The 25291-nt window shown below is 49.5% G+C and carries 25 protein-coding genes; 9 read left to right on the top strand and 16 right to left on the bottom strand.

What is annotated here, in order from left to right; all coding sequences use genetic code 11:
* Positions 1–127: 127 nt before the first annotated feature.
* Positions 128–1978, top strand: a complete 1851-nt coding sequence (locus FOA19_RS13370) for a serine hydrolase domain-containing protein (RefSeq protein WP_149091303.1) — start codon at positions 128–130, stop codon at positions 1976–1978.
* A gap of 114 nt (positions 1979–2092) precedes the next feature.
* On the opposite strand, the gene FOA19_RS13365 is transcribed toward FOA19_RS13370, so the two are convergent.
* Entirely contained in the window at positions 2093–2551 is a 459-nt protein-coding gene (locus tag FOA19_RS13365) for a DUF1622 domain-containing protein (protein WP_223808888.1), read from the bottom strand.
* A gap of 424 nt (positions 2552–2975) precedes the next feature.
* Here FOA19_RS13365 and msrA point away from each other — a divergent pair, with 424 nt between their 5' ends.
* Positions 2976–3527 (top strand): peptide-methionine (S)-S-oxide reductase MsrA, encoded by a 552-nt coding sequence (gene msrA / locus FOA19_RS13360; protein WP_149091302.1) that lies wholly within the window; start codon positions 2976–2978, stop codon positions 3525–3527.
* A 295-nt stretch (positions 3528–3822) separates the two neighbouring features.
* On the opposite strand, the gene FOA19_RS13355 is transcribed toward msrA, so the two are convergent.
* Together FOA19_RS13355 and FOA19_RS13350 are read right to left on the bottom strand one after the other, a co-directional pair.
* Positions 3823–4698 carry an aldo/keto reductase gene (locus FOA19_RS13355; RefSeq protein ID WP_149091301.1) on the bottom strand — a complete coding sequence of 292 codons (876 nt, stop codon included), beginning with the start codon at positions 4696–4698 and terminating at the stop codon, positions 3823–3825.
* Positions 4699–4862: 164 nt separating this feature from the next.
* The gene (locus FOA19_RS13350) at positions 4863–6197 is read right to left on the bottom strand and encodes a cryptochrome/photolyase family protein (RefSeq protein ID WP_149091300.1); all 1335 of its coding nucleotides are present in this window, start codon (positions 6195–6197) and stop codon (positions 4863–4865) included.
* Between the two features lie 154 nt (positions 6198–6351).
* Here FOA19_RS13350 and FOA19_RS13345 point away from each other — a divergent pair, with 154 nt between their 5' ends.
* The 3 genes from FOA19_RS13345 (at position 6352) to FOA19_RS13335 (ending at position 11619) form a co-directional block, all read left to right on the top strand.
* Positions 6352–7101, top strand: coding sequence for a Mut7-C RNAse domain-containing protein (locus FOA19_RS13345; protein WP_149091299.1), 750 nt, complete (start codon positions 6352–6354; stop codon positions 7099–7101).
* Positions 7102–7297: 196 nt separating this feature from the next.
* Positions 7298–8248: a UTP--glucose-1-phosphate uridylyltransferase gene (locus tag FOA19_RS13340; RefSeq protein WP_149091298.1), complete on the top strand. Its 951-nt coding sequence runs from the start codon at positions 7298–7300 to the stop codon at positions 8246–8248.
* 38 nt (positions 8249–8286) lie between these two features.
* Entirely contained in the window at positions 8287–11619 is a 3333-nt protein-coding gene (locus FOA19_RS13335; RefSeq protein ID WP_149091297.1) for a UTP--glucose-1-phosphate uridylyltransferase, read from the top strand.
* Between the two features lie 140 nt (positions 11620–11759).
* On the opposite strand, the gene FOA19_RS13330 is transcribed toward FOA19_RS13335, so the two are convergent.
* On the bottom strand, positions 11760–12290 hold the full coding sequence (locus FOA19_RS13330) for a 2'-5' RNA ligase family protein (protein WP_223808887.1): 531 nt from the start codon (positions 12288–12290) through the stop codon (positions 11760–11762).
* 168 nt (positions 12291–12458) lie between these two features.
* On the opposite strand from FOA19_RS13330, the gene FOA19_RS13325 reads away from it, so the two are divergent.
* Positions 12459–13121 carry a transmembrane-type terpene cyclase gene (locus tag FOA19_RS13325; protein WP_149091296.1) on the top strand — a complete coding sequence of 221 codons (663 nt, stop codon included), beginning with the start codon at positions 12459–12461 and terminating at the stop codon, positions 13119–13121.
* Positions 13122–13209: 88 nt separating this feature from the next.
* On the opposite strand, the gene FOA19_RS13320 is transcribed toward FOA19_RS13325, so the two are convergent.
* The 4 genes from FOA19_RS13320 to FOA19_RS13305 all read right to left on the bottom strand — a co-directional run bounded on the left by FOA19_RS13320 (position 13210) and on the right by FOA19_RS13305 (position 15938).
* Positions 13210–13539 carry an antibiotic biosynthesis monooxygenase family protein gene (locus FOA19_RS13320; RefSeq protein ID WP_149091295.1) on the bottom strand — a complete coding sequence of 110 codons (330 nt, stop codon included), beginning with the start codon at positions 13537–13539 and terminating at the stop codon, positions 13210–13212.
* A 90-nt stretch (positions 13540–13629) separates the two neighbouring features.
* Entirely contained in the window at positions 13630–14337 is a 708-nt protein-coding gene (locus FOA19_RS13315) for an outer membrane beta-barrel protein (RefSeq protein WP_149091294.1), read from the bottom strand.
* Between the two features lie 397 nt (positions 14338–14734).
* Positions 14735–15490, bottom strand: coding sequence for a hypothetical protein (locus tag FOA19_RS13310; protein WP_149091293.1), 756 nt, complete (start codon positions 15488–15490; stop codon positions 14735–14737).
* Between the two features lie 85 nt (positions 15491–15575).
* Positions 15576–15938 (bottom strand): immunity protein Imm33 domain-containing protein, encoded by a 363-nt coding sequence (locus tag FOA19_RS13305; protein ID WP_149091292.1) that lies wholly within the window; start codon positions 15936–15938, stop codon positions 15576–15578.
* A 296-nt stretch (positions 15939–16234) separates the two neighbouring features.
* Between FOA19_RS13305 and FOA19_RS13300 the strand changes: the two genes are divergently transcribed.
* The 3 genes from FOA19_RS13300 (at position 16235) to FOA19_RS13290 (ending at position 19197) form a co-directional block, all read left to right on the top strand.
* Positions 16235–17128 (top strand): aldo/keto reductase, encoded by an 894-nt coding sequence (locus FOA19_RS13300; RefSeq protein WP_149091291.1) that lies wholly within the window; start codon positions 16235–16237, stop codon positions 17126–17128.
* A gap of 188 nt (positions 17129–17316) precedes the next feature.
* The gene (locus FOA19_RS13295) at positions 17317–18303 is read left to right on the top strand and encodes an aldo/keto reductase (RefSeq protein ID WP_149091290.1); all 987 of its coding nucleotides are present in this window, start codon (positions 17317–17319) and stop codon (positions 18301–18303) included.
* A gap of 432 nt (positions 18304–18735) precedes the next feature.
* A complete protein-coding gene (locus FOA19_RS13290; protein WP_149091934.1) occupies positions 18736–19197 on the top strand; it encodes a DUF4268 domain-containing protein in 462 nt (153 codons plus the stop codon).
* A gap of 74 nt (positions 19198–19271) precedes the next feature.
* Here FOA19_RS13290 and FOA19_RS13285 read toward each other — a convergent pair whose 3' ends face one another.
* The 8 genes from FOA19_RS13285 to moaD all read right to left on the bottom strand — a co-directional run bounded on the left by FOA19_RS13285 (position 19272) and on the right by moaD (position 25175).
* Positions 19272–19592, bottom strand: a complete 321-nt coding sequence (locus FOA19_RS13285) for a hypothetical protein (RefSeq protein ID WP_149091289.1) — start codon at positions 19590–19592, stop codon at positions 19272–19274.
* Between the two features lie 142 nt (positions 19593–19734).
* On the bottom strand, positions 19735–20922 hold the full coding sequence (locus FOA19_RS13280; RefSeq protein WP_149091288.1) for a molybdopterin molybdotransferase MoeA: 1188 nt from the start codon (positions 20920–20922) through the stop codon (positions 19735–19737).
* A 16-nt stretch (positions 20923–20938) separates the two neighbouring features.
* The gene (locus FOA19_RS13275; RefSeq protein ID WP_149091287.1) at positions 20939–21706 is read right to left on the bottom strand and encodes a sulfite exporter TauE/SafE family protein; all 768 of its coding nucleotides are present in this window, start codon (positions 21704–21706) and stop codon (positions 20939–20941) included.
* The gene (locus FOA19_RS13270) at positions 21703–22788 is read right to left on the bottom strand and encodes a HesA/MoeB/ThiF family protein (protein WP_149091286.1); all 1086 of its coding nucleotides are present in this window, start codon (positions 22786–22788) and stop codon (positions 21703–21705) included. Before FOA19_RS13270 ends, FOA19_RS13275 begins: the two co-directional genes overlap by 4 nt.
* Positions 22789–22806: 18 nt before the next feature.
* Positions 22807–23286 carry a cyclic pyranopterin monophosphate synthase MoaC gene (gene moaC, locus FOA19_RS13265; protein ID WP_149091285.1) on the bottom strand — a complete coding sequence of 160 codons (480 nt, stop codon included), beginning with the start codon at positions 23284–23286 and terminating at the stop codon, positions 22807–22809.
* A gap of 232 nt (positions 23287–23518) precedes the next feature.
* The gene (gene moaA, locus FOA19_RS13260; RefSeq protein ID WP_149091284.1) at positions 23519–24511 is read right to left on the bottom strand and encodes a GTP 3',8-cyclase MoaA; all 993 of its coding nucleotides are present in this window, start codon (positions 24509–24511) and stop codon (positions 23519–23521) included.
* A 3-nt stretch (positions 24512–24514) separates the two neighbouring features.
* Positions 24515–24925: a molybdenum cofactor biosynthesis protein MoaE gene (locus tag FOA19_RS13255; protein WP_149091283.1), complete on the bottom strand. Its 411-nt coding sequence runs from the start codon at positions 24923–24925 to the stop codon at positions 24515–24517.
* A 10-nt stretch (positions 24926–24935) separates the two neighbouring features.
* The gene (gene moaD / locus FOA19_RS13250) at positions 24936–25175 is read right to left on the bottom strand and encodes a molybdopterin converting factor subunit 1 (protein WP_149091282.1); all 240 of its coding nucleotides are present in this window, start codon (positions 25173–25175) and stop codon (positions 24936–24938) included.
* Between the last annotated feature and the right edge of the window lie 116 nt (positions 25176–25291).

Below are 25291 nucleotides of genomic sequence, written 5' to 3'. Positions count from 1 at the left end.
TGTAAAGTCCACCCGCTGGTCAAACCCTCGGGCCTTTTTAGTAGCTTTGCCTATCTTTCTGTTTTACAGGCACCCACAGGAAATGGAAGGTTCAACCTCTCTAGCCTCGCGGGCCATTTTTCATAGCATGCAGTCCAGATTCCCTAAACGCTTCGTCACTCAGGTATTTCTCACCCTATTCCTGGTCACAGGATTTTCCTGCGGCACCAAGGCCCAACGCATCGAAAATAAAAAAAGCCAGACGTGGCTGCAGCAGCACAAGGAGGCAGCCAAAAACACGGTCCTTCTTAACAATCAAAGCGGGTTGGTGCCCATCAAAAACCTGGAGCAGAAAATTGCCAGTGTCTCGCTCCAGGTGACCCATGCCGCGCAGTTTGACAGCCTTTTGAACAAGTACACGGCCGTGACTGCTTTTCCGGCGGCGGCTTATGTGCAGGAAGCCTCCTTTGGTCGGCTCTTAAGTGATCTGTCCACCTACGGGACGGTGATTGTGCAGGTAAAGGCCTCTGCGCTGGAAGACCCGCGCAACCTCAATTTTCTGCTGGAGTTACAGCGCCGGAAAAAACTGGTGGTGGCGGTTTTCGGGGACCCAGAGAATCTGGAATCAGCTGATGCACTTACTGCGCCGCTCATCTGGTCTAAAGAGGAATCCGCGGCGGCGGCAGGCTATGTTGCCCAGCTTATTTTTGGCGGAGTGCCGGCCTCCAGCACCTTGCCGCGGGATTTCTCAGGCAAGTACAAGAAGGGGCATGGATTCAAAACCCAGGCCATCCGGCTCAAGTACAGCGTGCCCGAAGAAGTTGGCATCAAAATCTCTGAGTTGCAGGAACCTATTGATGTTATTATGGCCGAGGCCATCCGGGCGCAGGCCACGCCGGGGGCAGTGGTGCTGGTAGCCAAAGGCGGGAAGGTTATTTTTCAGAAAGCCTACGGCTCGCACACCTACGAGAATACCCAGGCCACCCAAATCTCTGATATCTTTGACGTAGCCTCCCTGACCAAGATCTCTGCCACCACCATGGCCGTCATGAACCTGTATGACCAGCAGAAAATCGCTTTGGACTCTAGCTTCGGGTTTTACGTGCCCTCGGCCAGGAACACAAACAAAGCAGGTATTAGCATCAAGGATCTGTTGTTGCACCAGTCGGGATTGCCGGCCGGGGTGTACCTGCCTTTGCAGGCGCAGGATGTGAGCCGCGTGCCCACAGAGCAATACACGGTGAAAGCCTCAGATAGCGCCTATATCAGGAAAAACTACTTTGACACCGTGCTTTGGCCACGGATGCTCAACGCCAAAATGGGCGTAAAAGGCAAATACGTGTACGCCGATGTGAGTATGTTTTACCTGAAGGAGGCCGTGGAGCGGCAAGCCGGTATCTCTTTGGACACCTTTGTGGCGAAGCAATTCTATGACCCACTGGGCATGCAGACAGCAGGCTACCTGCCCCTGAACCGATTCCCGCAGAGCCGCATCGTACCCACTGAATTTGACGCCACTTTCCGGAAGACCTTGCTGCGCGGCTACGTGCACGACGGCGGCGCGGCCCGCATGGGCGGGGTAGCTGGACACGCCGGCCTTTTCGCTACTGCCAATGACATTGCCATCCTTTACCAGATGATGCTGAACGGCGGTTCTTACGGGGGCAAAAACTACCTCAAACACGAGACCGTTCAATTGTTCACCGCCAAACACTCCTCGGCGAGCCGAAGAGGCCTGGGCTTTGACCGTTGGGACCCGGACTCCACCAAAATGTACCCTTCACAACTGGCTACACCCGAGACCTACGGGCACACCGGATATACCGGAACCTGCGTCTGGGTAGACCCTAAAAACGAGCTGGTATATGTTTTTCTTTCCAACCGCGTGCACCCCAAGGTCTCCAATAAATTGATTTCCCTGAAAACCCGGCAGCGTATTTTGGATGCCATTTACATCGCCATCCAGCGGAGAGAGAAAGTGACTGCCTCCAAGGATTAGCCTTGCTTTTAGCGGCTGATTTTGTAGAATCAGGTGAAAAGCTACTTCTTATCCTTGGTGTCGCAAGAAGGACAACAGAATTTAAAGAGTATATAGGCTTAAAATTTTCCTCCTTTATGCCAGTGGAGGGTTTTTCTTCTCTTTGGGATCTGGCACCAAGGATCTGTCCTGAGGCGGTTCCTGTTCGGCTCTCCTTTCCTCTTTCATTTCCTGCGCCAGGAAAAAATTGAGGGCAGTTCTGATGACCGCAATAGCCCCCAACTTCCCGATCTGGTCCCAGGAAGGGGCAATGGCCGTGGACAGGATATCGGCACCCAACTGGAATTCAAGCGCCAAGGCTAAGTAACGCGCCAGAACCAACCTGATTTTATTGTAGCTTTCCACCTGCGGCGGAATCAGGCCCTTTATCAGGTAAAAAAGCGCGATGAGCACTCCAATGCCGATGATAATGGCACCCAAGGTTTCTATAAACAGTTTCATGCCTTGTACCCCTTGGATAATGGTTTCCTCAATTTCCCCGAAAGCTGGTCTGGTCACCTCAGAGCCAGATGTGTTCTGTAGAAAGTAGTCCATAGGTTAATGTTTTAGGAAAGCAGTTTTCCCTTTAACGGTAATTAGATAATTAGGCTGTAACTCGAAACTGCTTAATTAAATGTCGACCTATTTAATTATTTTTTTTATTTATTTCTGTTTTACAACTGTTTTTAAGAAACTGTAGTTGAATCACTCTTTACAAGGTCTCTTGTATAAACTTTGAGGTTCAATTAAAGGCTTTCTTCTCTTGGCGTTTGATAGCCTTTAAACCGATATTTCTATTTGCGTTACATTATTTAAGTAGACAAATTTTGATAAAAATTGCCTTTCAACTTAGTTGTTCAAACCTTAGCCTTTTTTCTTTATTGAGGATTCATGAAATTTCAGGAGTAGAAGAGGGTTGCAACAAAAGAACATAGAAAGAGTTTAGAGAAGGTAAAAGCATTAAATAAAGAAAACCTATATGGAAGACACTACGCAAAAAGATAAACAATATGAACTCGCTACGTTTGCGGGCGGCTGCTTTTGGTGCATGGTGAAACCCTTTCACAAATACGAGGGCGTCACAGAGGTGGTCTCAGGTTACACGGGCGGGCACGTTCCCAATCCCACGTACGAGCAGGTTTGTTCTGAGACCACGGGCCATTACGAGGCAGTGCAGGTCACCTTTGATCCAGAGGTGATTTCCTACCCAGAGATCCTGAACATTTTCTGGGAGTCCATTGACCCTACAGATGCGGGCGGACAATTCGGGGACAGGGGTTCAAGCTACAAAACAGCCATCTTCTATCATTCGGAGCAGCAGAAAGAACAAGCCGAAGCCTCTAAAAAAGAGATTCAGAAAAGCGGTCCCTTTGAGAGCCCCATTGTCACGCCTATTTTGCCTGCCGCTCCCTTTTACCGGGCCGAGGAATACCACCAGGATTACTACAAAAAGAACCCCAGCCATTACGGCAGATATTTCGTGGGATCCGGTAGAGCCGGGTTTTTGGAGAGAAACTGGGGGAAAAGCTAAGGCCCTAAATCTGGTTCAATTGGTTTTTTAAAAGGGTATTGGAAATAAAATAGCAGGAAGTTTCTTAAATAAGTTCTGTAAAAAGTAAAATCAAAAAGAGAGAAATAGCCTAATCTGTTCCTCTCTTTTTGCTTATAAAATCGCTTATTTCCTGATCAATTAAGCAAAGACATTTCCTGCTATATTTTGCCTGAATTTCTTAAAACAGCCTAAAAATGATAAGCCCTTTTTGGCATATAAATCAACCTCTCACCTTTGCCTTTTTCTTTCAAATTTATGCTTTTCTTATTGGGTGCTAACTGATGAAAGTGTCAGCGCCAATTTGATTTAAAGCCTCATAGTCTTCCTCAGATAAGGAAATGGAGGCAGCCTGGAAGTTTTCCTCCAGGTGTTTTACTTTGGAGGTACCCGGAATAAGCAGAATGTTTGGCGATCGGTGGAGAAGCCAGCTTAGGGCAATCTGGTGAGGCGTGGCGTTGTACTTTTGGCTCACCTGGTCTAAGGTTTCCTGGGCTTTCATGTTCCCGCCGCCCAACGGATACCAGGGGATAAAAGCCATGGCATTGTCTTCACAGTACATGAGCTCTGCTTCCCATTTGCGGTTGTCAAAGCTGTACATGTTCTGCACTGATACTACCTCCACGTATTTTTGCGCCAACTGAATCTGCTCCACATTCACTTCAGACAACCCAATGTGCTTGATCAGGGCTTGTTCCTGGGCATCTTGCAGAAACTCCAGTGTCCGCTCAAATGGAATCTCAGGGTCTATCCGGTGCAGTTGGTAAAGGTCAATCCGGTCAAGTTTCAGGCGCTGCAGACTTCCTTCCAGTGCTTCTTTTAAATGATCTGGTTTGGCGTTGATGGGCCACTGGTTTGGTCCGGTGCGCAGCAAGCCGCCTTTGGTTCCTATAACCAAGTCCTTGGGGTAAGGATACAACGCCTCGGCAATGAGTTCCTCTGAGATAAAGGGCCCGTAGGAATCAGCGGTGTCAATGAAGTTGATGCCCAGCTCTACCGATCTCTGCAAAACCCTGATGGCCTCGTCCCGATCTTTGGGTGGTCCCCAGATGCCTTCGCCGGTGATGCGCATCGCTCCGAAACCCATGCGGTTGACGGTTATATCAGCCCCTAAGCTATAAGTTGGGTTAAATGTCTTTGGTGTATCAGCCATAGTAGTACATATATTATGGTCTAAGGATGTACCTTTTTCTGGCGAAGAAGTTGTAAGAGAGCTGTTACCTTTAGTAAATTAGTAAACCGTATGCCTATTTGCCCGTCATTTTAAAGCTATTTTCTGTAAACCAGCCCTAAAAGGCGTTCCTGATTAAAGTTGACTTACTCAGAGCCGCTACTTATGCCTCTTGCTTTGTTCAAGGCAGCCTTGTAGGTCCTGAGGGCCCTGTCGCGGGCAAACGCATGGTCCACCATGGGAGCAGGGTAGGCGGGGGTGCCCAACTCCGGTACCCATTTCCTTATGTACTCTTGGTGCTTATCAAATTTCTTTGCCTGGGTTTCGGGGTTGAAGACCCTGAAGTAAGGAGCCGCATCGCACCCGGTGCCGGCACACCATTGCCAATTACCGTTGTTGGCGGCCATGTCATAATCCAGCAGTTTTCCGGCGAAATAGGCCTCGCCCCAGCGGTAGTCAATGAGCAGGTGCTTGACCATGAAACTGGCCACAATCATCCGAACCCGGTTGTGCATGAACCCAGTGGCGTTGAGTTCCCGCATACCGGCATCCACAATGGGGTAGCCGGTAGTTCCGTTGCACCAGCGCTCAAACTGGTCTTCCTGGTTCAGCCAGGCCATGTGCTCATACTCCAGGTTATAGGGTCTGCCGGAAACATGCGGAAAGTGAAAGAGAATCATCATGAAGAACTCGCGCCAGATAAGCTCTCCCAGCCAAACGGCATTCAGTTGCAAAGCTTGCCTTGTTAAAGCCCGCACGCTAACCGTCCCAAACCGCAGGTGCAGCCCTAACCGCGACGTTCCTGCCAAGGAAGGTAGATCCCGGGTAAGTTCGTAGGTTCTGATGATGGTTTTTGGCAGTTCCGTTGGAGGAAAAGTGGGCTCCCCGCTTTGGGTAAAACCAATTTCTTCCAGCCTGATGATGGGAATGGGTGATGTCTGAAAGAAATTGTGCTGGTACTTTTCTGTAGGGTAGGAGGAAAGGTAGAAGTCTGATAGCTTTTTCATCCACCTTTTCCGGTAGGCCCCAAACACACGGTAGGGCGTGCCATCATCCTTCACCACTTCATGCTTTTCAAAAACAACCTGGTCTTTATAGGTATGGAAAGCAATTCCTTTACTTTCAAGAAAGCGGGCCACCTGCTCATCCCGCCTGATGGCTTCTGGTTCGTAGTCATGGTTGGCATAAACCGCTTTTACATCGTATTGCGCCGTAAGCATCCCCAGCATCTCAAGAGGTTTGCCATGTTTAACCTCCAGGGAAGAACCCAAGGCTTGCAATACACCAAACATTGCCTTTAGGGTATTGTGAATGAATTCTACCCGTCGGTCTGTACCAGCCGGAAACTGATCCAGAATATCCTGGTCAAAAATGAAAACCGGCAGCACTGGAAACCCAGAAGTGAGTGCATGGTAAAGGCCGGCATTATCTGATAGCCGCAAATCGCGTCGAAACCAGAAAAGAACAATAGGTACTTGCAATAGACTGAAACTAGTGATAGAAGTATGAGTGATAAAGGCTATAACCTCAAAAAAGATGGTTTTGTTTGAACGGTACGGAAAAAGAGGCCACTACCATTCCCATCCAGTACTTAGTCCAAGGAACCTTTAAGATGCGAAAGAGTAGGGGTTAAAGATGGAGAACATCGCCCACTTTCTATTTCACGGCAGCTTACAGGACTTCTTACCCAGGCACCAAAGGCAAAAATGGATCCCGTATTCTTTCTCGGGAGCACCGGCTCTCAAGGACACGATAGAGGCTTTAGGCATCCCGCATCCCGAAATAGGGAATATAATTCTAAACGGACAGGAATCTGGTTTGCTGAATTCCACGCCTGACGGAGCTAAAGCAGAGGTCTTCCCAGTGGTACCCGAAGGGGAAAGCGGGGGGTTGCCACCCTTGCAGATCAAGAGCCCACAGCCGGCCCGCTTTGTGCTGGATGTTCACCTGGGAAAGTTGGCGCGCTACCTGCGATTGCTGGGTTTTGATACCTTGTACGAGAACCATTATGACGACCAGACCATTGCTCAGATTTCCGGCCAGGAGAAGCGTATCGTCCTCACCAGAGACATAGGTTTGCTCAAGCAGAAGGTGGTTGTGTGGGGCTATTGGCTACGATCGCAGCAGTGGGAAGAGCAGTTAAGGGAAGTCATCATCCGGTATGGCTTGAAGTCCCAGATACAACCTTTTACCCGCTGCATGGCGTGTGATGGCAGAATTGCAGAAGTGCCCAAGGAATCTGTTCTGCCGCTGTTGCCACCTAAAACCAGGATATACTTCCATGAATTCTACCAATGCCTTAAATGCCATAGGGTATATTGGAAAGGCTCTCACTTTGACAAAATGCAAGGTTTTCTGGACCGCCTCCATCTTCGTATTTCTTAGGGCTTTTCTCAAAAACACAGATAAAACAGAACAGTAGCTGAAAATCCTAAAGTCCATTCCTTCAACAGCTTCCAAAAGTAAAAGGTACAATAGCGTTTGATCCTTATTCGCTTTTCATGCAATTCCAACATTATGTGCTTACTTAGTACTTGGAATATTTTGCTGATTCCCCAAATCACTGATACCACTTCTACATATGAAAGTAAGAAAAGCTGTCATTACAGCTGCCGCCCGCGGCGAAAGACTATACCCGGTAGCTGATACCGTACAAAAAGCCATGTTGCCAGTCGTGGATATTGACGGACTTTCAAAACCCGTCATCCAGATCATCGCCGAGGAGGCGTTTGCCAGTGGCATTGAGGAAATCTGCGTTATCTGTGCGCCCGGCGACGGACCGCGTTACCAAGAGGCCTTCACCTCTCTGCGCAACAACCTCATAGAATCTTTTTCCAGCACCGATTGGGCCAAGGAAGAGGCCGAAAAAGTAGACAACCTGCGTACCCGCCTTCAGTTTGTGGAACAGACAGAACCTTTGGGTTTTGGGCACGCCGTGTACTGCGCCCGTGATTTTGTGAAGGAAGAGCCCTTTTTGCTTTTACTGGGAGACCACCTGTATGTTTCTGACCTGCAACGCCAACGTTGCACTACGCAGCTGATCAACCTGGCCGTGCAGGAAGGGTGCGCGGTATCGGCGGTGAACCCTACCATTGAACACCAGATCCACCGGTACGGCACCTTAACGGGCAAGCACCAACCCAACCAGAAAGGGGTTTACTTGATAGACCGGATCATTGAAAAGCCCTCTTTGAGCACTGCCGAACTGGAACTACAGACCCCTGGCTTAAGGGCCGGTTATTACCTCTGCTTCTTTGGGATGCACGTGTTAACGCCTTCGGTCTTCGGTATTTTAGAGGCAAATCTGAAAAACGGCGCCCAAAACGTGCAGCTCACGCCTGCTTTGCAGGAACTGGCGGCAACTGAGAAATACCTGGCGTTAGAAGTGAAAGGCAACCGCTATGACCTGAGTAAAAAGCAAGGTTTGCTGCAGGCCCAGATTGCCCTTGGTTTGGCTGGCCAGGCCCACGATGAGACGCTAACCTCCATGGTGGAGCTCCTCGCCGAGGCCAATCAGCGGAAAACCAACTAAGCCAGCAAAAGCATTCCAGATTGCATAGAGAGAGCCAGATGAACATATTTATACAAACCATTACCTCCACGAACCCCGAGGAACGGAACCGCTCTTTTTTTAAGATGAGCCAGGGCCTTTCTGCCAGGGAGCTCTTCCAGGCCTTGCGGGAGCTGGATGACTTCAGGAAAACAACCCCCAGTTTATACGATAAAGTACGCGCCATTCTTTTCCTGGCGGCCGGTTTCCGGTTTTTCCTCATGGAGTCTGCCGAGACCCCAGCCACCGGCAAGATCCCGTATGCTGGGTTTGAAGACCTTCTGTCGCGGCGGTTTGAGCAAGCCATCACTACCTTCTACAAGGAAATTGATTCGCACGGAGCCAACGCGGCTTTGTTCAGCGGCCTAGCCGATAGCTACCACCATCTGTCGTTCCAGATTCTGGCCGACCAGGTGCGCAAGAGCGTCCGTTCAAGCAAGGGAAACCAATGGATGTTCAGGGTAGGGCACCAGGAGGAGCATCCCATCAGAATCCACCCGCAATTACTGCAGCGGCAGGAAAGTTCGCTTTTCTACCCGGTGCTGGAGGAACAGACCTCCGTACGGATGGACCTGACCCACAGCGGCTGGTCCGATATCTTCTTCTTGGGCATGGATTATCCCGAGGGGGCCCGCGTGCTCAACATCTCCATTGACCTTGGCGTGTTCGGCCGTGACAAAGACATAAGACCGCCTTTGCAGTCTTACGTGCGCGTGATTCCCGAGCCGGTGCTGCGCTTGACCAGTATTGACCTAAATACTTCCAAAGACATCACCGAACTGGATGACCTCTTCAACTTCGGGAACGATTACCTGAGCTTGGTGAAGGCCGGGGTCATTGCCTCTGGCTTAATTCCACCGTCATTTGAGGGCACAAACCAGTCTTTACCAGAGATTCTGGCCCGCATCGTGGCGCCCGGCATGGGAATTGAACTGGTGACCCGGGTGAACGATATTCCCAAAGGGTCAAGGTTTGCCGTGTCTACGAACCTGTTGGGTTCCATCATCAGCTTGCTTATGCGGGCCACCGGTCAGACCCGTCACTTGGTGGGCGGCCTGGAGGAAAGCGAAAGACGCCTGGTGGCTTCAAGGGCTATTCTGGGTGAGTGGATTGGTGGTTCCGGCGGCGGTTGGCAGGACTCGGGCGGCGTATGGCCAGGCATCAAAGCCATTCAGGGGACATTTGCCCAGGAGGGCGACCCAGAATCCGGCATTAGCCGGGGTACCTTGTTGCCGCGGCACCGCGTGCTGCAGAACGGAGACATCCACCCGGAGATGGCGCATAAACTCATGAACTCGCTAGTGCTCATGCACGGCGGCATGGCTTCCAACGTGGGTCCTATTTTGGAAATGGTGACTGAGAAATACCTGCTCCGCGGCGAGAACGAGTGGGAGGCCCGCCAACAGACAAACCAAGTGTTTGACAATATTCTGGCAGCCCTCAAAGAAGGAGACATACGTAAGCTGGCGGCGAATACGGCCCATAATTTTGAAAAGCCCATCAAAACCATCATTCCTTGGGCTTCCACGCATTTCACAGAGGAAATCATCCGGAGGGCCAAGAAACAGTTCGGGGAGAATTACCTGGGTTTCCTGATGCTGGGCGGCATGTCCGGCGGCGGGATGGGGATGTTCGTGAACCCGGCGCAGTACGAGGAGTACAAAGGCAACGTGCTGGAGATTCTGCGCGCTACCAAAGCGGAGCTTTCCGATTCGTTGCCGTTCGCCATGGAACCGGTGGTCTACAACTGGCGCATCAACGAGAAAGGATCGTGGTCTTACCTGCACCAGGGAACCGATGCTTTGATGCCGGAGCAATATTATGCCATTCACGTCTCTGATCTGGTGAAGAAAGATCCGCAGTCCATATCCTATGTTCGGCGCGCCGAGATAGACTTCTTCACCACCCAGTGCGGGCAAAACAACGTGGCGTATCCGCTGCTGCGCACCATAGTGAGCAACCTGTTCAAGGTGTCTGATCCCTCCAGCCAAGGGAGCCGCAGCAATGAAAACGAGAAAGCCGACCGCATCAAAAAGGAGAACGGTTTTGACTTTATCCAGCACGAGGAAATAAGGGAGCAGTTGCAGAAAGGCTACATTGGCTTGTCACGCAACCGTCTGCCTAACGAGACCACCATTGAAGACGTGCAGCCCTCAGACATCGCCAAACTGGAAAGCCTGGGTCAAGCCACGCAGACCGGAGAAGCAGCCATTAAAGCCGGTAAGGTAGCCGTGCTGAGTTTAGCCGCCGGGGTTGGAAGCCGTTGGACCAAAGGAGCTGGGGTAATCAAAGCCCTGAACCCGTTTGTGGAGGTGGAAGGTGTGCACCGTAGTTTCCTGGAGATTCACCTAGCCAAAACCAAAGCGGTCGCCGCTAAATACGGGGCTTTGCTGCCGCACATCGTGGCCACGAGTTACCTGACCCATGAGCCTATCCGGAAGAAACTGGAACTGACGCAGAAGTACGGGTACGAGGGTCCGGTGTACCTGTCTACGGGTCGGTCCATTGGGCAGCGGTATGTGCCTATGGAGCGTGATTTGCGGTTCCTGTGGGAGGAAATGCCGCAGGAAACCCTGGACGAGAACAAGCAGAAAGTGCGGGAATCTGGCCGACGGGCTATGATTGGCTGGGCGAAGTCCAAGGGCGAAGGCTCTGACTACGTAGACAACATCGCCTCGCAGCGCTTCTCGCCGCTGGGTCACTGGTACGAGGTATCCAACATGCTGCGGAACGGCGTGTTGGCGCAGATTCTGGAGGAGCATCCGCAACTGGAGACCATCATGCTGCACAACATTGATACGCTGGGTGCCGATATTAACCCGGCCGCTTTAGGACATCACCTGGATTCTGGGAACGTGCTCACGTTTGAGGTGGTGCCACGCCGGATTGAGGACCGGGGTGGCGGATTGGCCCGCGTGAACGGGAAAGTGCGGCTGCTAGAAGGATTGGCCCAGCCTCGAGAAGAAGACGAGCTGAACCTGAGCTACTACAATACCATGACCACCTGGATTCAGATTGATCCGCTGCTGGCTTTGTTCGGCCTCACGCGTGCCGATCTGAAAGGGGAGGAGGCCTTGCTGGCCAAAGCCGTACGAAGCGTGGCCCACCGCATGCCCACCTACGTGACCATCAAAGACGTGAAATACCGTTGGGGACACGGCCAGGAGGACATTTACCCGGTAGCCCAAATAGAAAAACTCTGGAGTGATATGTCGGCGCTGCCGGATATTAAATGCGGATACATTGCCGTTCCGCGGCAAAGGGGCCAGCAGATGAAAGACCCCGCGCAGCTAGATGCCTGGGTAACGGATGGCAGTAAAGATTACATTGTCTCTTTAGCCAACTTCAACTAAGCTACCTGGCACATTTCCTCCATATAAAGGCGGTTTACTTTTTCCTTCCTGCATCTCCATAAAGGTGATCAGGAGGGAAAGGGTAAACCGTTTTTACTTTTACCAACCCTTATTCCAGTTAAAAGGGTGTGCCTCTATTTCTATTCTTGAGCTGTTTTATCAAAAACGGGCTTAAAAGGGAATTGCTGAAGTAGCTGCCAAGGGCCGCCTTGGTATTCCCAAAGGGTAAATCCTATTCCCCTTATTTGGAAGGGTTGGAAAGTCTGTCTCAGGTTTTGCTCCAAGGCTTTGGCTTCCTCGGGTTTTACTTTGTTCTGGATGGTGATGTGCGGCCGAAGCTTCTGTTTGTCCTGCGGTATAAGAAACGAAGCCCATTGCTCTTGTAAGAACCTGTGCATCGTCTGCAATTCCCCACTATTGATTCTGTAGGCAACCCCTCTTCCCAGGCTCATAAGGTCTGTCACCTGTAAGTTGATTATCGCCTGTTCTTCGGAAACCCTTGCTAAAACGTCTTTGATGGATTTCTCCGTGGGAGGCAAGTGGTGGAACAGGGTAAGGTGAGCTTGCAAGTAATTCCGTTCGGGCGGGAAATGCTGACTGCGTAGGCGGGTGAAGAACTCAGCGGCCTCGGGGTCAAGGGTGAGCGTTAGGATAAGCGGGTTCAACTCCATCGGTTTTATAGAAAGGATGATCAGTTTTTCATGGCCTTAGGTTGTACGGTTCTACTGCTTTAGCGGTCCATGGTTCACTTTAAGCCTGAAAACTGGAAGAAGAGGCCAATGGAGAAAAATTCTCTAATCACCCTAACCAAAAACGGGAAATTGTGGTTAGCAGTGCATATGTTGCAAGATCCGGTTCACCTTGATGCTGAGATAAGCAGTTTTCTGATGGTAGGCAGTGGCCTCTTCTGGACCATCGCTTACCTTCTAATCCTACGCAGGGGATTCAAAGACAGGTTTTATGGCATGCCCATGGTGGCTTTATGCGCCAATTTGGCTTGGGAGTTCATCTTTTCCTTTGTTCACCCACATCCGCAGCCGCAGTTGTCCATTGATTACCTGTGGTTGTTGTTTGACATAGGCATTATGGTGCAGTACCTGCGGTTTGGCCGCGGCGAGTTCCCCGATCATCTACCCCATAAGCTTTTCTTCGCCACTTTCCTCTTCACCTTGGTTTACTGCGGATTGATGATCTCGATGATGGCCCGGGAGTTCAACGACTATATCGGCATTTACGCCGCCTTTGCGCAAAACCTCATGATGTCGGTGCTTTTCGTGCGGATGTTGCTGAAAAGGAACAGCTCAGCAGGACAGTCGCTGTACATTGGCCTGAGTAAAATGGTGGGTACCATTTTTCCCTCGGTGCTTTTTTACCTGTACTTCCCTAATTCTTACCTGCTCATGCTGCTCTACTTCGGCATTTTCGTGCTGGACTTGGTGTACGTACTGCTGCTCTACAGGGTATTAAAAACAGAAGGCATTCAACCTTGGAAAAGGCTTTAACCACTCATTAGAAAGACCTAATCAGTTAATCTAAGTTTGATTTTCTGTAGGAGATGTAAAGGCGAAATCAGCTGAAAGAAGTTTGAGGTTATTGCTTCCTTGAACTAGGAAAAGTTAACTGCATCACTGTCTTATAATGAGCGGGTTTGGTATCTTGACAAAGTTCCACTATTTCTGTAAAGGCTAATTTCACCTTTTCATTGTTTCGCATGGTATGGATGTCTTCCAAGGTCTCCCAAGGGCCAAAGGAATAGAACACCAGCGGATCAGTGATACTCTGTATCAAGGTTCCTCTTACCGATGGAGAATTGGGCACTTGAGATAAGGAATGGGCAAACTTTTTCCAAGCCACCAGAAATTCTTCTGCCTTTCCTTCTTTCACATGCCAGAGCGCATGGGTGTAATAGTTTTCTTGCATACCAAAAACTATGAAGTAAGGTAAAACTGTAAAATCTTTTACGGTTAGAAGCTACCCATTGCGTCTCTGATATTGTGAGCTAGGATTGCCCTACAAATTCAAATCGTAATTTAGCCCAATGCCAAAGCTTAAATGACTTAGAGGTATTTGGCTTCTTACATTTGAAAAGGGATCCATGTTTCTGCCAGAGGTAAGATTTCTGTTCCATATGTTCACCTCATGGTACCCAGAAAACTTTTTCCATATTCTAACGCTTGCCCCGATTCCCAAAGACGCGAAAGTGCTGAGGGCAGAATCTTGTATATCTAAGGTGGTATTGAATACATCCGCTTTTTCTTCCACCTTCCAAACCCTGGTTTTTGAGTAGGTAGGCAAGATGGTGCCGGTGCCATAAACAGCCACCTTCCCTTTGAAGACGTGAAAAAAATCGTGGGTTATCTTTAGGGGTATTACAAAGCCTTTTGTTTGGTTGTAATCATGGTAATTAATGTACGATTTAGGTGCTTCCACATAGGTAACGTAATAATGATCTTTATCATTAACATACGCAACCCCGGCTTCTAACCTAATCCGTTTATTTAATTTATAGCCAAAGTGAAGGTAAGGCTTGGCATGGAAGTATCCTGAATTTTTTAGAAGGTAATTCTGATGGTTATAACTTACTTCAAAATATCTTCCGTTTAGTCCCAGACCCACGTAGAATCTGGGGTTGGCAGCCTTTAATGTATCTGTAGTCTGGGCTTGCGCGATAATGGAGTAGTAGAAAATACTAAAGATGAGAAAAGTTAACTTTTTCATTATTTATATTTAGTGATTAAGAATTTAATTAGATATTCAATTAACTACTAAGATAAACGCTATATTAAAATGTAAAAGTCAAGTTAGTTTTTAGGTTTGTTAATTTCTTTTAAACAAAGCTAAAGGAATAAAAGCAATATTTGTTTTAATGTAAAATTATTTAAATTATTGTGTGAAAGTAAATGGCTTTAGCGATATTTTTTCTCTTTATTATATTTAATATGGTTGGAATTTTGGGGAACCTTGAAATTCTACTTAAATTTTTTTTAAAAAACATGCGCTTAGCTTTTAAAACAAGAGAATCTTAAATACAGTCTTTAATTCAAATTAGGCTTTTCAACTGCTTCATCAAGGTTGAGGTGGTCAAATTAGGTGACTTTGTCCTATTGGCTTTTCCTCAATACTCTATAGTGAACTCATAGGCTTTCCCACGCTGCGCCAACACCTTTTCACTTTTTTGGGTATAGACCCCATTTTTACGTACAGTCCAGTAAATGGTAGTATTTCTATCAGCAAGGGTCCAGCTCGTGTGTACCCCGCAAACATCTTTGCCAATATAGGTGCCAGCCTCGGTCATCAGAACTGTACCGCAATTCACAGTTTCCGCCTTAGGGAGAGGTGCCCCATTGCCCGTGGAGGTGTGACCGAAGTAGAATAGGACAGCGTCAGAGTAAGGATGGGTGTTCTTGAACTTGATCTTAAGAAGAGTGGCTGGGCTTATTGGAAGGTCATAGTGGTTACTTCGGCTTCTATTTAGATCTTTCGTGTAAAGAGAACGGGTCATATAGGCATACTCTTGAAATGAATAGTCGCCATTGACGTGGAAATCTAATCGTTCAGCCCCTTCATTAGCCTTTATCTTTATATTATAATATCCCCTGGCATCTGTTTTTCCAGTTCCTACACTTTCCTGACTTCCACCAAATAATCCTCCTGGCGTCATGGCCATGACCAGAATGTCAACCTCGGGGACAGGCTGATGATTGACATCATCTTTAATAAACCCTTCTACTGTAAACCTATCTTTGTCCTCTTCTTCCTGTAAACAGGAAAATTGAAAGCAGGCCAGCAATACCAAGGGTATAAGGCTTTTTAATTTCATTTTAGACAGTATAGGATGGATGAATATTTTATAAAAATCTTTAATTACCACTTTCGGAATAGCTTTAGGTATGACGAGCCATAAATTGAGGATTGCACGACACTGTCAGAAGGCTTTTATTTAGTTAAAGTTTCTTTTATTCAATTATAATTTCCTCGTCAAACCAGACATCCTCATAACCCCTGTCGTCAATTTGGAATCTCCAGCCAACTGGCAAACCTAAATATTTGAGGATAATTTCCCTTCTTTCTATTAAATGTATCGGATGAATGGGTTGAAAAAAGTTGTTATCATCTTGAGGTATTTCTCCGCCACTCCAGAGATACCATCCACTGATTGATTCTTGCTTTGGATGTCTTAGTCCGTTTATGGGTTGAACGTTAGAAAAGATAGATTTATTGATGGCAATCATCAAGCGTTCATCTACCGGTGTCCATGTCAAGTCAAGCTTTTTGCAGATTTCTTTCTGTTCAGCTTCTATTTGAATCCAAGTTTTCATTTTTGATTTTAAAACCTACAATTAAGCGGATTGAAAAACTAGTGAGTCTTAAAGTGAGGAGAAATTTACATTTAGCAAACTAGGTATAAATCATAAAGAATTGAAAGAACCAATCAAAAAGTAAACTTAGGATCATTTAGCTAAATGACTACATCTTCTTAGAAGACCCTTCGTTCCTAATGTATTTTCCTAGTAGCAGCATTTTAGGGTTACTTTTAAGAAATCAGCCCTACTACATGATTCCTGTTAACTTTGGGTTGAGGGGTTTTGCCCCATTATTAGAAGAATACGAACCTATGAACTATAAAGCACTAGGCACCTCAGAGTTACAAGTAAGCGAAGTGAGTTTTGGGTGTATGTCTTTGACTGGACCTGAAGAAGAGAATCTCCGTCTTCTGCACCTGGCGCGAGAAAATGGAATCAACTTCTTTGACACTGCGGACTTGTATGAAAAAGGCCACAATGAAGAAATGGTCGGCAAGGCCTTCAAAGGACAGCGTGACCAGGTACTGATTGCCACCAAGGTAGGAAACCAGTGGCGTCCCGATGGGAGCGGTTGGGATTGGAACCCTACCAAGGCGTACATTCTGGAGGCGGTAGAACAAAGCCTGCGGCGTCTCCAGACCGATTACATTGATTTGTACCAACTGCACGGCGGCACCATTGATGACCCGATGGAGGAAACCATCGAAGCCTTTGAACTCCTGAAAGAACAAGGCAAGATCAGGTACTACGGCATCTCGTCTATTAGGCCAAATGTGATCAGGGAGTATGTGAAGCGCTCCAAACTGGTGAGTGTCATGATGCAGTACAGCCTGCTGGACCGCCGGCCCGAAGAACAGATGCTGGACCTTTTGCATCAGCACGAAATTGGGGTTCTGGCCCGAGGCAGCTTGGCACAAGGGCTTTTGTTGGGTAAAACGCCTAAACCGTACCTAAACCATACCACCGTGGAAGTGACGCAGGCTGCCGAGGCTCTGAAGGCCATTGTAGGAGCGGAGCAGGCAATGGAGGCCTCGGTGAAATATGTCCTGAATCATCCGGCGGTGACCTCGGCGGTGTTAGGCATCAGAACTGAGCCGCAGCTAACCCAGGCTTTGGCTTCGGCTGGAGTTCCTGAACTTTCCCCTGAAACCATAAAGTCGCTGCAGACCCAGGTTCCCCCGGAAATATACCAGCAGCACCGGTAACCAAATTCCAAACAAAAAAAAGAGATCAAACGAGACTGGCTTTATTGTTTCTGTTTCTAGGGCCTTTTCGTAGAATAAGCCCTAAAACAATCTGGTTGTTTTGTGACATTACTAAAGCCAAAGGTGGGTCTAATCTTTTCAGGTCCGTCTGGAGTACATACCTTTATTGCATCCATAAAACAGAACACATGAACTATAGAGTATTAGGGAAAACCGGATTCAACGTATCAGAAGTGTCTTTGGGAACCTGGCAGGTAGGAGGCCGTTGGGGAGAGCCCTTTAACGAGCAAACCGCCGAAGCCATCATCCACTCGGCCATTGATGCGGGCGTGAATTTCATTGACACCGCTGATGTGTACAGCGATGGCCTGAGTGAGGCGGCCGTGGCTAAGGTAGTAAAAAGCCGCTCTGAGGAAGTTTTCATCGCCACCAAATGCGGCCGCCAGATTCAACCGCACGTAAGCGAGGGCTACACCCCAGAATCCATCACGAACTACGTGGAGGGCAGCCTCCGCAACATGAAACTAGACACCCTGGATTTGATTCAGCTGCATTGTCCGCCCACCCAGGTGTATACCCGCCCCGAGATCTTCGAAACCTTTGACCGCCTCAAGGAGCAGGGTAAAATCAGGAACCTGGGCGTGAGCGTGGAGTTGGTGGACGAGGCGTTGATGGCCATGCGTTTCCCCAACGTGACCACGGTGCAGGTTATCTTCAACATGTTCCGCCTGAAACCCACCGAGCAACTGTTCCCAGCCGCGAAAGAAAACAACATAGGCCTCATCGTGCGGGTGCCATTGGCCAGCGGATTACTTACCGGAAAGATGTCGCACCAAACCACGTTCAATGCCCAGGACCACCGCGCATTCAACCGCCACGGCGAGGCGTTTGACAAAGGCGAGACTTTCTCGGGGGTTGATTTCGATTTGGGCCTAGAGGCCGTGGAAGAGCTGAAAGAACTGTTTCCGGGAGAGGAGCCCCTGGCGGCATGGGCGCTTCGTTGGGTGTTAATGTTCACAGAAGTAAGTACCGTGATCCCGGGTGCCTCCCGACCCGAACAGGTGACCTCCAACCTCGCGGCGGCTGCTTTGCCGGCTTTATCCCAGGAGCAAATGGAAGGCGTGCGCTCCATCTATGACCGGTACATCAAACCAACGGTGCACCAGCAGTGGTAAGTCTGGTGCAATAGGCCCATTCCTTAAAAAGTTTTCTTCTTTCCTGCTGCCGGAACTTGCTTGAAGGTGAGGTGCGGGGAGAAGGAAACTTGGGGTGTGGGCAAATAAAAAGGGGGCGTCCCCCGATGCCCCCTTCTCAGACAAAATATAAAACCCTGTGATGAAGTTTGATTAACAAGCCCCATCTGCAAGCAAAGTACCGTTTTTCATAAACCACTTGAAATACCTAAAAGTAAGTATTTCTGACCCTTTTGTGAGGGGGAACTGCCTTTGTATCAAGCCTTTTTGGACTAAGCAAAGTAGCGGTTGTATTTAATCCATGTAGGTACTTATATCTAATCCTGAGTTTTATTTTTGACGTTCTCTTTGTAGTGTCGTTGCCTATTCTGTTTCGGCTTGGCACCTTCATTACAACAGAAGAAATACCCAGATATGTACACCAGAGAACAAGCCTCCCAACTAAGACAAAGTTTTTGGACCACGTTTGGCCAGTACATCGCGCCGCATCCCTCGGCAGAGGGGCTGAAAATCAACTGGTCCAACTACAAGACTGGCCTCAAACACGTGTACTTCAGAATGCGGGCTGAAAACAAATCGGCTTCCATTGGGATTGAGATGACGCACCCAGATCCAGAAATCCAGGAGCTTTTCTTTGAGCAGTTTCTGGAGCTGAAATCCTACCTGCATGAAACCTTGGGGGAGGAGTGGGAGTGGGACCTGCACACCACCAATGAATACGGCGAGACCATCAGCAGGATCTACAAAGAGATTGGACCCGTGAACGTCTTCAACCGCGAGGACTGGCCCACGCTCATCTCCTTTTTCAAACCTCGCATCATTGCCCTGGATGAGTTCTGGAGCGATGCCCAGTACAGTTTTGAGTCGTTGAAGTAGAGGCCCAATATTTAGTAGCATTCATCAGCCAGGCAGAAAAGCCTGTAAATCATCAGGTGCCTGAACAGCTTTCTTTACCAAAGCGGCTGCTCGTCGCTATCTCCTTGGTGAGGTTGGCGGTAGAACCCAGATTTGTCATGCAGGGGAGCGCCTTTTCCCTCGAAGTGATTCTGCAAGTCTTGGTGCATTTTGATTTGATCCAGGTGCAGAAACTCTTTCCACAGAACCTGGTCGTTGAGCGTCATACTCTCCACAATTTCAGATAACTGCAGGCTCTTTCCTTCGGCCACCTGTTTCTGCAGATGCGGATCAGTTGTCAATTGATGCTGGATTTTTTCCCGGAAGTACCCATTCAACTCCTTATAGTGGTCGGCGTTCCACGCTTTATTTTCCATGATTTACATTTTTGGTTTCAGCTTCCTTGTACGTGTTTAGGCTGAAAGTAAGAGAAATTCACTTTCGGTTTTAGCCTCTATTCCTAAAATCAGGCTTGAAATACATGAAAGCGAAGTGGCTTTGTACAGCCTGATGAAAAGGTTATAATAACGTAAGTGGAACGGCACTTCCCGCTGGGAAAGTCTGTGGCTCCGGCGGCAAGCTTAACAATCCATCGGCTTCCAGAATGCTTGTCAGGTCCCCGGAACCGGTGTTGGAAATGGGGGTGGCTTGTAAAAGGCCTTCGTGGTTGCGCAGCTTAACCGGTAAGTGGTACGTGAGGGCTGGCCTAAAAGAAATAGGAAGGGCTAGTTGGGCAAAAGCCGTAACTGGGGTAAGGTGCAGAGAAGCGCGCAGCCATGGCCTGAAAAACAGCTGGTAACACACAAACGTGGACACCGGGTTACCGGGCAGCCCAAACACCACCTTGTTGACGGGCAGCGTACCAAACAGCATCGGCTTGCCGGGTTTTTGGGCTATTCTATGGAAAACAGCCGTAAACCCCAGAGCCTCTAAAACCTGCGGCAAAAAATCGAATTTGCCTTTAGAAACGGCCCCGGACAAGAGCAATACCTCGTGCTCTGCGATGATCTGCTCTAAGCTAGCCTTCATGGTTTCAGGAACATCGGGCAGATGGTGCAGGGAGGCTTGAATGTTCTCCTGCTGTAACGCGGCTGCCAGCATATACGCGTTGGAGCGCCTGATCTGGTGCGGCAGCGGCGTCTCTTGGATCTCCACTAACTCATCACCGGTAGAGCAGATGGCTACCTTGGGCATTGCATAGACTTTCACTTTGGCCAATCCCACCGAGGCAAGCGTTCCCACAATGGCAGGGGTAATCTGTACCCCGCCGGAAAGCAGCACTTCGCCCGCTTTTTTATCAGAACCCTGGCGGTGAATGTTCTGTCCTTGAACTACTTGTTGGGCTTGCACCGTGGCTGTATGGTCCTGCAGAAGGCAGTCTTCATAGGGTACCACCGCATCTGTATTGGCCGGGAGCATGGCTCCGGTCATGATCTCAATACAATGATCTGGGTTCTGTAAGGTAGTCTGCGGGGCACCGGCTGCCTGGATCTGCTCTATGGGGAAAGCCTTGGTGCCAACGGCGAAAGTTTGGGCATTGATAGCGATTCCGTCCATCGTGACGCGGTCAAAAGGAGGGAAGTCGCGGTCGGCAACTACCTCCTGGGCTAAAACCCGGCCCACAGATTGCCATAAGTCTACTTCTTCAATAATCAGCGTGGCTTTGTGCTGCAGCACCAGTTGTAAGGCTTCTTCTACAGATATCATGGAGGTACGTCAAGCCCTAAATATAACTGAAAACCAGCTTTAACCCGATGAACAGGACAAAGGCGCCGGTAAGTCCCTTCACCGCCTGGGGCTTGATCTTCTGCAAACTTAACCTTGTGCCCAGTTGTCCGCCTAAAAATACGGCTAAAAGCAGGGGCCACAGAAAGTCGCCATCTACCCTGAAGTTACCACTTGCCACCTGGCCCAGGACTCCGGCTACGGAGTTCACCAGGATGAAAAAGGAGGCAAGGGCAGCAATGGTCCGGGCATCGGCCCAGCGAAGCAGGTGCAGCACCGGCGAAAGCAGGATACCGCCGCCAATGCCTACTAGTCCTGATACGAAACCTGAACCGGCGCCTAACAGCAGGTTGAAAAGCCAGGAATGCTGGCCGTATTCAACTCCTTTGGCCACCGGTTGCGTGAAGAACTGCAAAATCAATAATGCCCCGGAGAAAGCCAGCACCGCGCCCAGGCAGATAAAGAAAACCGATTGCGTAAGGCTGAAGGTGGCCCCCAGAAAAGCAGCAGGCACGCTGCACAACGCCAAAGGCAAGAATTTTTTTAAGTCAAATAGCCCTTGCTTTATGAAGAGGTTCGTGCTGCCGGTAACCACCACCAGGTTGCAGAGCAAGGCTGTTGATTTTATCTCCAGGAAATTAGGCAACAGAAGCGCCAGCAGCGCCAGGTAACTGGAGCCGCCGCCAAAACCCACCGATGAATACAGCGTGGCAATGACAAAGAAACTGAAGATGAGTAAAATCAGGTTGTAATCAAGGGCTATCATTTCACCACTAGTTTGTTTGTTAGTTGCGCCTGCCAGGCCTCCATACCGCCCGCCAAACTGTAGACGTCAGCGTTTGGTTCTTTCCCCAAGAGCAGTTCGGCGGCTTTGCGGCTGCGGCCGCCCTTTTGGCAAATCGTAATAATGGGCAGGTGCTGCGGCAATTGGTCTATCTGGTTTCGGAACACCGATAAAGGTGTCAGCAAAGATTTCTGCAGGTGCCCCTGCACGTACTCGTCCTGTTCACGCACATCCAGCAGCAGCATTTTCTTTCCGCTGTTCAGCCACCCGTATAGCTCAGTAGCGGTTACCTCAGGCACGCTGGCGCAGCTGGCTACAGTATAGGAAGGCTGTAGACTGGTAATTCGCTGGTTTTCAGGGTTGGCTTTCAGCTTTATCTTGTATTGGGTTTGGTTCAGGAAATCCAGCATGAGCAGGTACCCAGAGAGTGACTTCCCGATGCCGGTAAGCACCTTCACCGCTTCTAAGGCCTGCTGTAATCCTATGAGCCCCGGCACTACCCCCAGTACTCCAGCGGTATTGCAGTCGGGGATTTCCTGGGCTGAGGGTGGCGTAGGGTAGAGGCAACGATAGGTAGGGCCGTCCGCCAGGTTGAACACGCTTACCTGACCCTCAAACTGGTGCAGTGCTCCATATACAAAGGGTTTTCCCAACAGCACGCAGGCATCGTTGATGAGGTAACGGGCCTCAAAGTTATCGGTAGCGTCAATAATCAGGTCATATTCTTTCATGATCTCCAGCGCATTCTCCGGCGTGAGGTGCGTGGGAAAAGGAATCAGCTGTATCTCTGGGTTCAGCTGAGCCAGCTTTTGCACCGCTACTTCCACTTTCAACTGGCCTACCTCAGAGGTGCTGTACAAGACCTGCCGGTGCAGATTGGTGAGGCTGATGTGGTCGCCGTCTACCAGGCCCAGCGTCCCGATGCCCATTCCGGCCAAGTATTGCAGCACCGGCACCCCCAGACCGCCCGCACCCACCACCAGCACGTTGGATTTGTTCAGTTTCTGCTGTGCTTCGGGGCCAAATCCGGGGAGTTGCAGTTGCCGGCTGTATCGGTTTTCCATGGTTCAGTTTTGTGGTAATTACCGGGAGGCATGAATATCTGATTTCCCGCCCGTTTTCTTTACCAGCCGGATATCAGAAATCACCAGATCGTGGGTGAGCGCCTTACACATGTCATATACGGTGAGAGCCGCAGCAGAAACGCCGGTCAAGGCTTCCATTTCCACGCCGGTTTTTCCTTCGCACCGCACCAGGCAAGTCACCCTAAGAGCAAAGCCATCAGCAGGTTCAATGTCCACTTTGCAGGTAGACAGCGCCAGCGGATGGCAGAGCGGAATGAGGTCGGAGGTTTTCTTTGCGGCCATGACTCCGGCAATGATAGCTGTCTGGATTACCGCACCTTTTTTGGTTAGAAAATTTTGCTCTGCCAACTGGTGGAAAACTGCCTCGGGGAAATGCACCAACCCCTCCGCAATGGCAGTTCTGGTGGTCACCGACTTGCCGGATACATCCACCATGCTGGGCTGGCCATGTTCATCTATATGTGAAAGTGAACTCATTTTACTTCTTATGTTATAAGCGTTTATCGCCTGTTTTCAGGAAAGTGGTTGAGAAACGAATCAGATGGTTGTACTCGAATAAGGAAGCAAAATTAGGAAGAATGAACTTGCCCTGATCAGCCAAAAGCCTCAGGAGGTCTTTTAGAAATTTGCCTTTGTTTTAAGTCCATTTTATCGAAAACAGCCCTAAAATGCTTTTGCTATTTCAACCTCTATCAAAGCCAGCCTACAATTAACCTCCCAACACCGACATAGAGGCATGGGTGGTTTGAGGAACACTGGCCTCGGCGGCAAAGCCGTCTTTCTCCCTGTTGCTCACGGCAATCCTGAGTTCATTTTCCAACTGTTCAATTTTGGCGCCTTGCCGCACTAGATCGCGCAAGTTCAAGGCCGGAGGACCGTACAGGCAGGTGCGTAACTCCCCGGTGGCGCCTAACCTGATTCGGTTACAGGTTCCGCAGAAGGTCCGGCTGAAGGAGGGAATGACCCCGAAGGTGCCTTTGTAGCCCGGAACCCGGTAGTTGACCGAGGTGGAGGTGGGTTCGCTTTGCAGTTTCTCCAACAAAGAATATTGGCTCTGGATATGCTGGTAAATCTCGCGGTGACTCCATTGCGGCAGGAGAAAGGTGTCGCTGCCGTTGAAGGGCATCTCCTCCAGGAAACGCACCGCCAGTGGGTAGTCCTTCGTCAGTTCCACAAAGGGCAGGATGTCCTGAATGTTCTTGTTCTCCGCCACCACGCAGTTGAGCTTTACCTCAAACCCAGAATTCAGGAGTTGGAAGATACTGGCGTACACATCCTCAAAACGGTCACGGCGGGTGATTTGGAAGAAGCGGTCGCGGTCCAGAGAGTCCAGGCTGATGTTGATTTTTCGGATGCCGATTTCCTGCAGGGCTTTGATTTGGGCGCTGGTGAGCGAGCCGTTGCTGGTCACCGTGATCTCTTCCAGCCCAGGAATTTTGCTCAATCGCCGCAAAAACGGGATAATGCCAGCGCGCACAAAGGGTTCGCCGCCGGTGATCCTTATCTTATTTACCCCCAGGCTGCAAAAAAGCGCCGAGAGGCTGTAGAGTTCGTCAAAGGACAGCAGTTCCTGTCGGGCGGCAAAATCCATTCCTTCCTCTGGCATGCAGTAATAGCACCTGAAGTTGCACCGGTCGGTGACCGAGAGCCGCAGGTACGTCAACTGCCTTCCGTATTTATCAATCAATGGGGGCTTGCTCATGGCTTAGGGGTGGGCGTTGACCCACACACTGTTGTCTTGGTAATACTCTTTCTTCCAGATGGGAACGGTCTTTTTCAGTTCGTCAATGAGGAACCGGCAAGCGGTGAAGGCCACCTCGCGGTGCGCGGAGGCCACCCCGATGATGACGACCGGCTCACCTACCAGTTTCTCGCCCACTGCGTGTAAGATGACTAATTTCTCAATGGGCCACTGCTGCTGGGCGGCCACGGCCAGCTTCTGCATTTCCTTCAAAGCCATAGGCGCATAGGCCTCGAATACCAGTTTTACAACCTCTTTGCCGTGCGCGTGGTTCCGGACGGTACCCACAAATAGGTCAATGCCGCCCGCGCCCGGATCCTGTAAGTAGTGGAAGGCTTCGTTTAGGTCAACCTCGGTAACTAGTTTAACTAACATGCTTTATCTTTTACCCGCCGCTCACCGGGGGAATAAGCGCCACTTCCTGCCCCGGCGAAAGAGGCTGCGCGTCATCGGCGTATTCACTGTCAACGGCCACGGCCAGCGAACTCAGTTTTTGCAGGGCAGGATACCGCTGCCCCAGCCATGCTTTCAATTGGCCTACAGTCTGTAGCGTTTCCTCAGGTTCTACCGTTAAGGTGGATTCTCCTACAATTTCCCGGGTGATCCCAAACAGGAGTATTTCCATCAGTTTAATCTTTCATCAAGGGCAACCACTTACTTTCTGTAGAGGCGCCAATTTTAAATGTACACCACAATTTGGCTACAACCAAAAGCGGACAAACGTTTGCGCCTGTTTAGGGC

This window comes from Rufibacter hautae, assembly GCF_008271695.1.
Lineage (GTDB): Bacteria > Bacteroidota > Bacteroidia > Cytophagales > Hymenobacteraceae > Nibribacter > Nibribacter hautae.
This window is presented reverse-complemented; position numbering and strand designations above follow the sequence as displayed.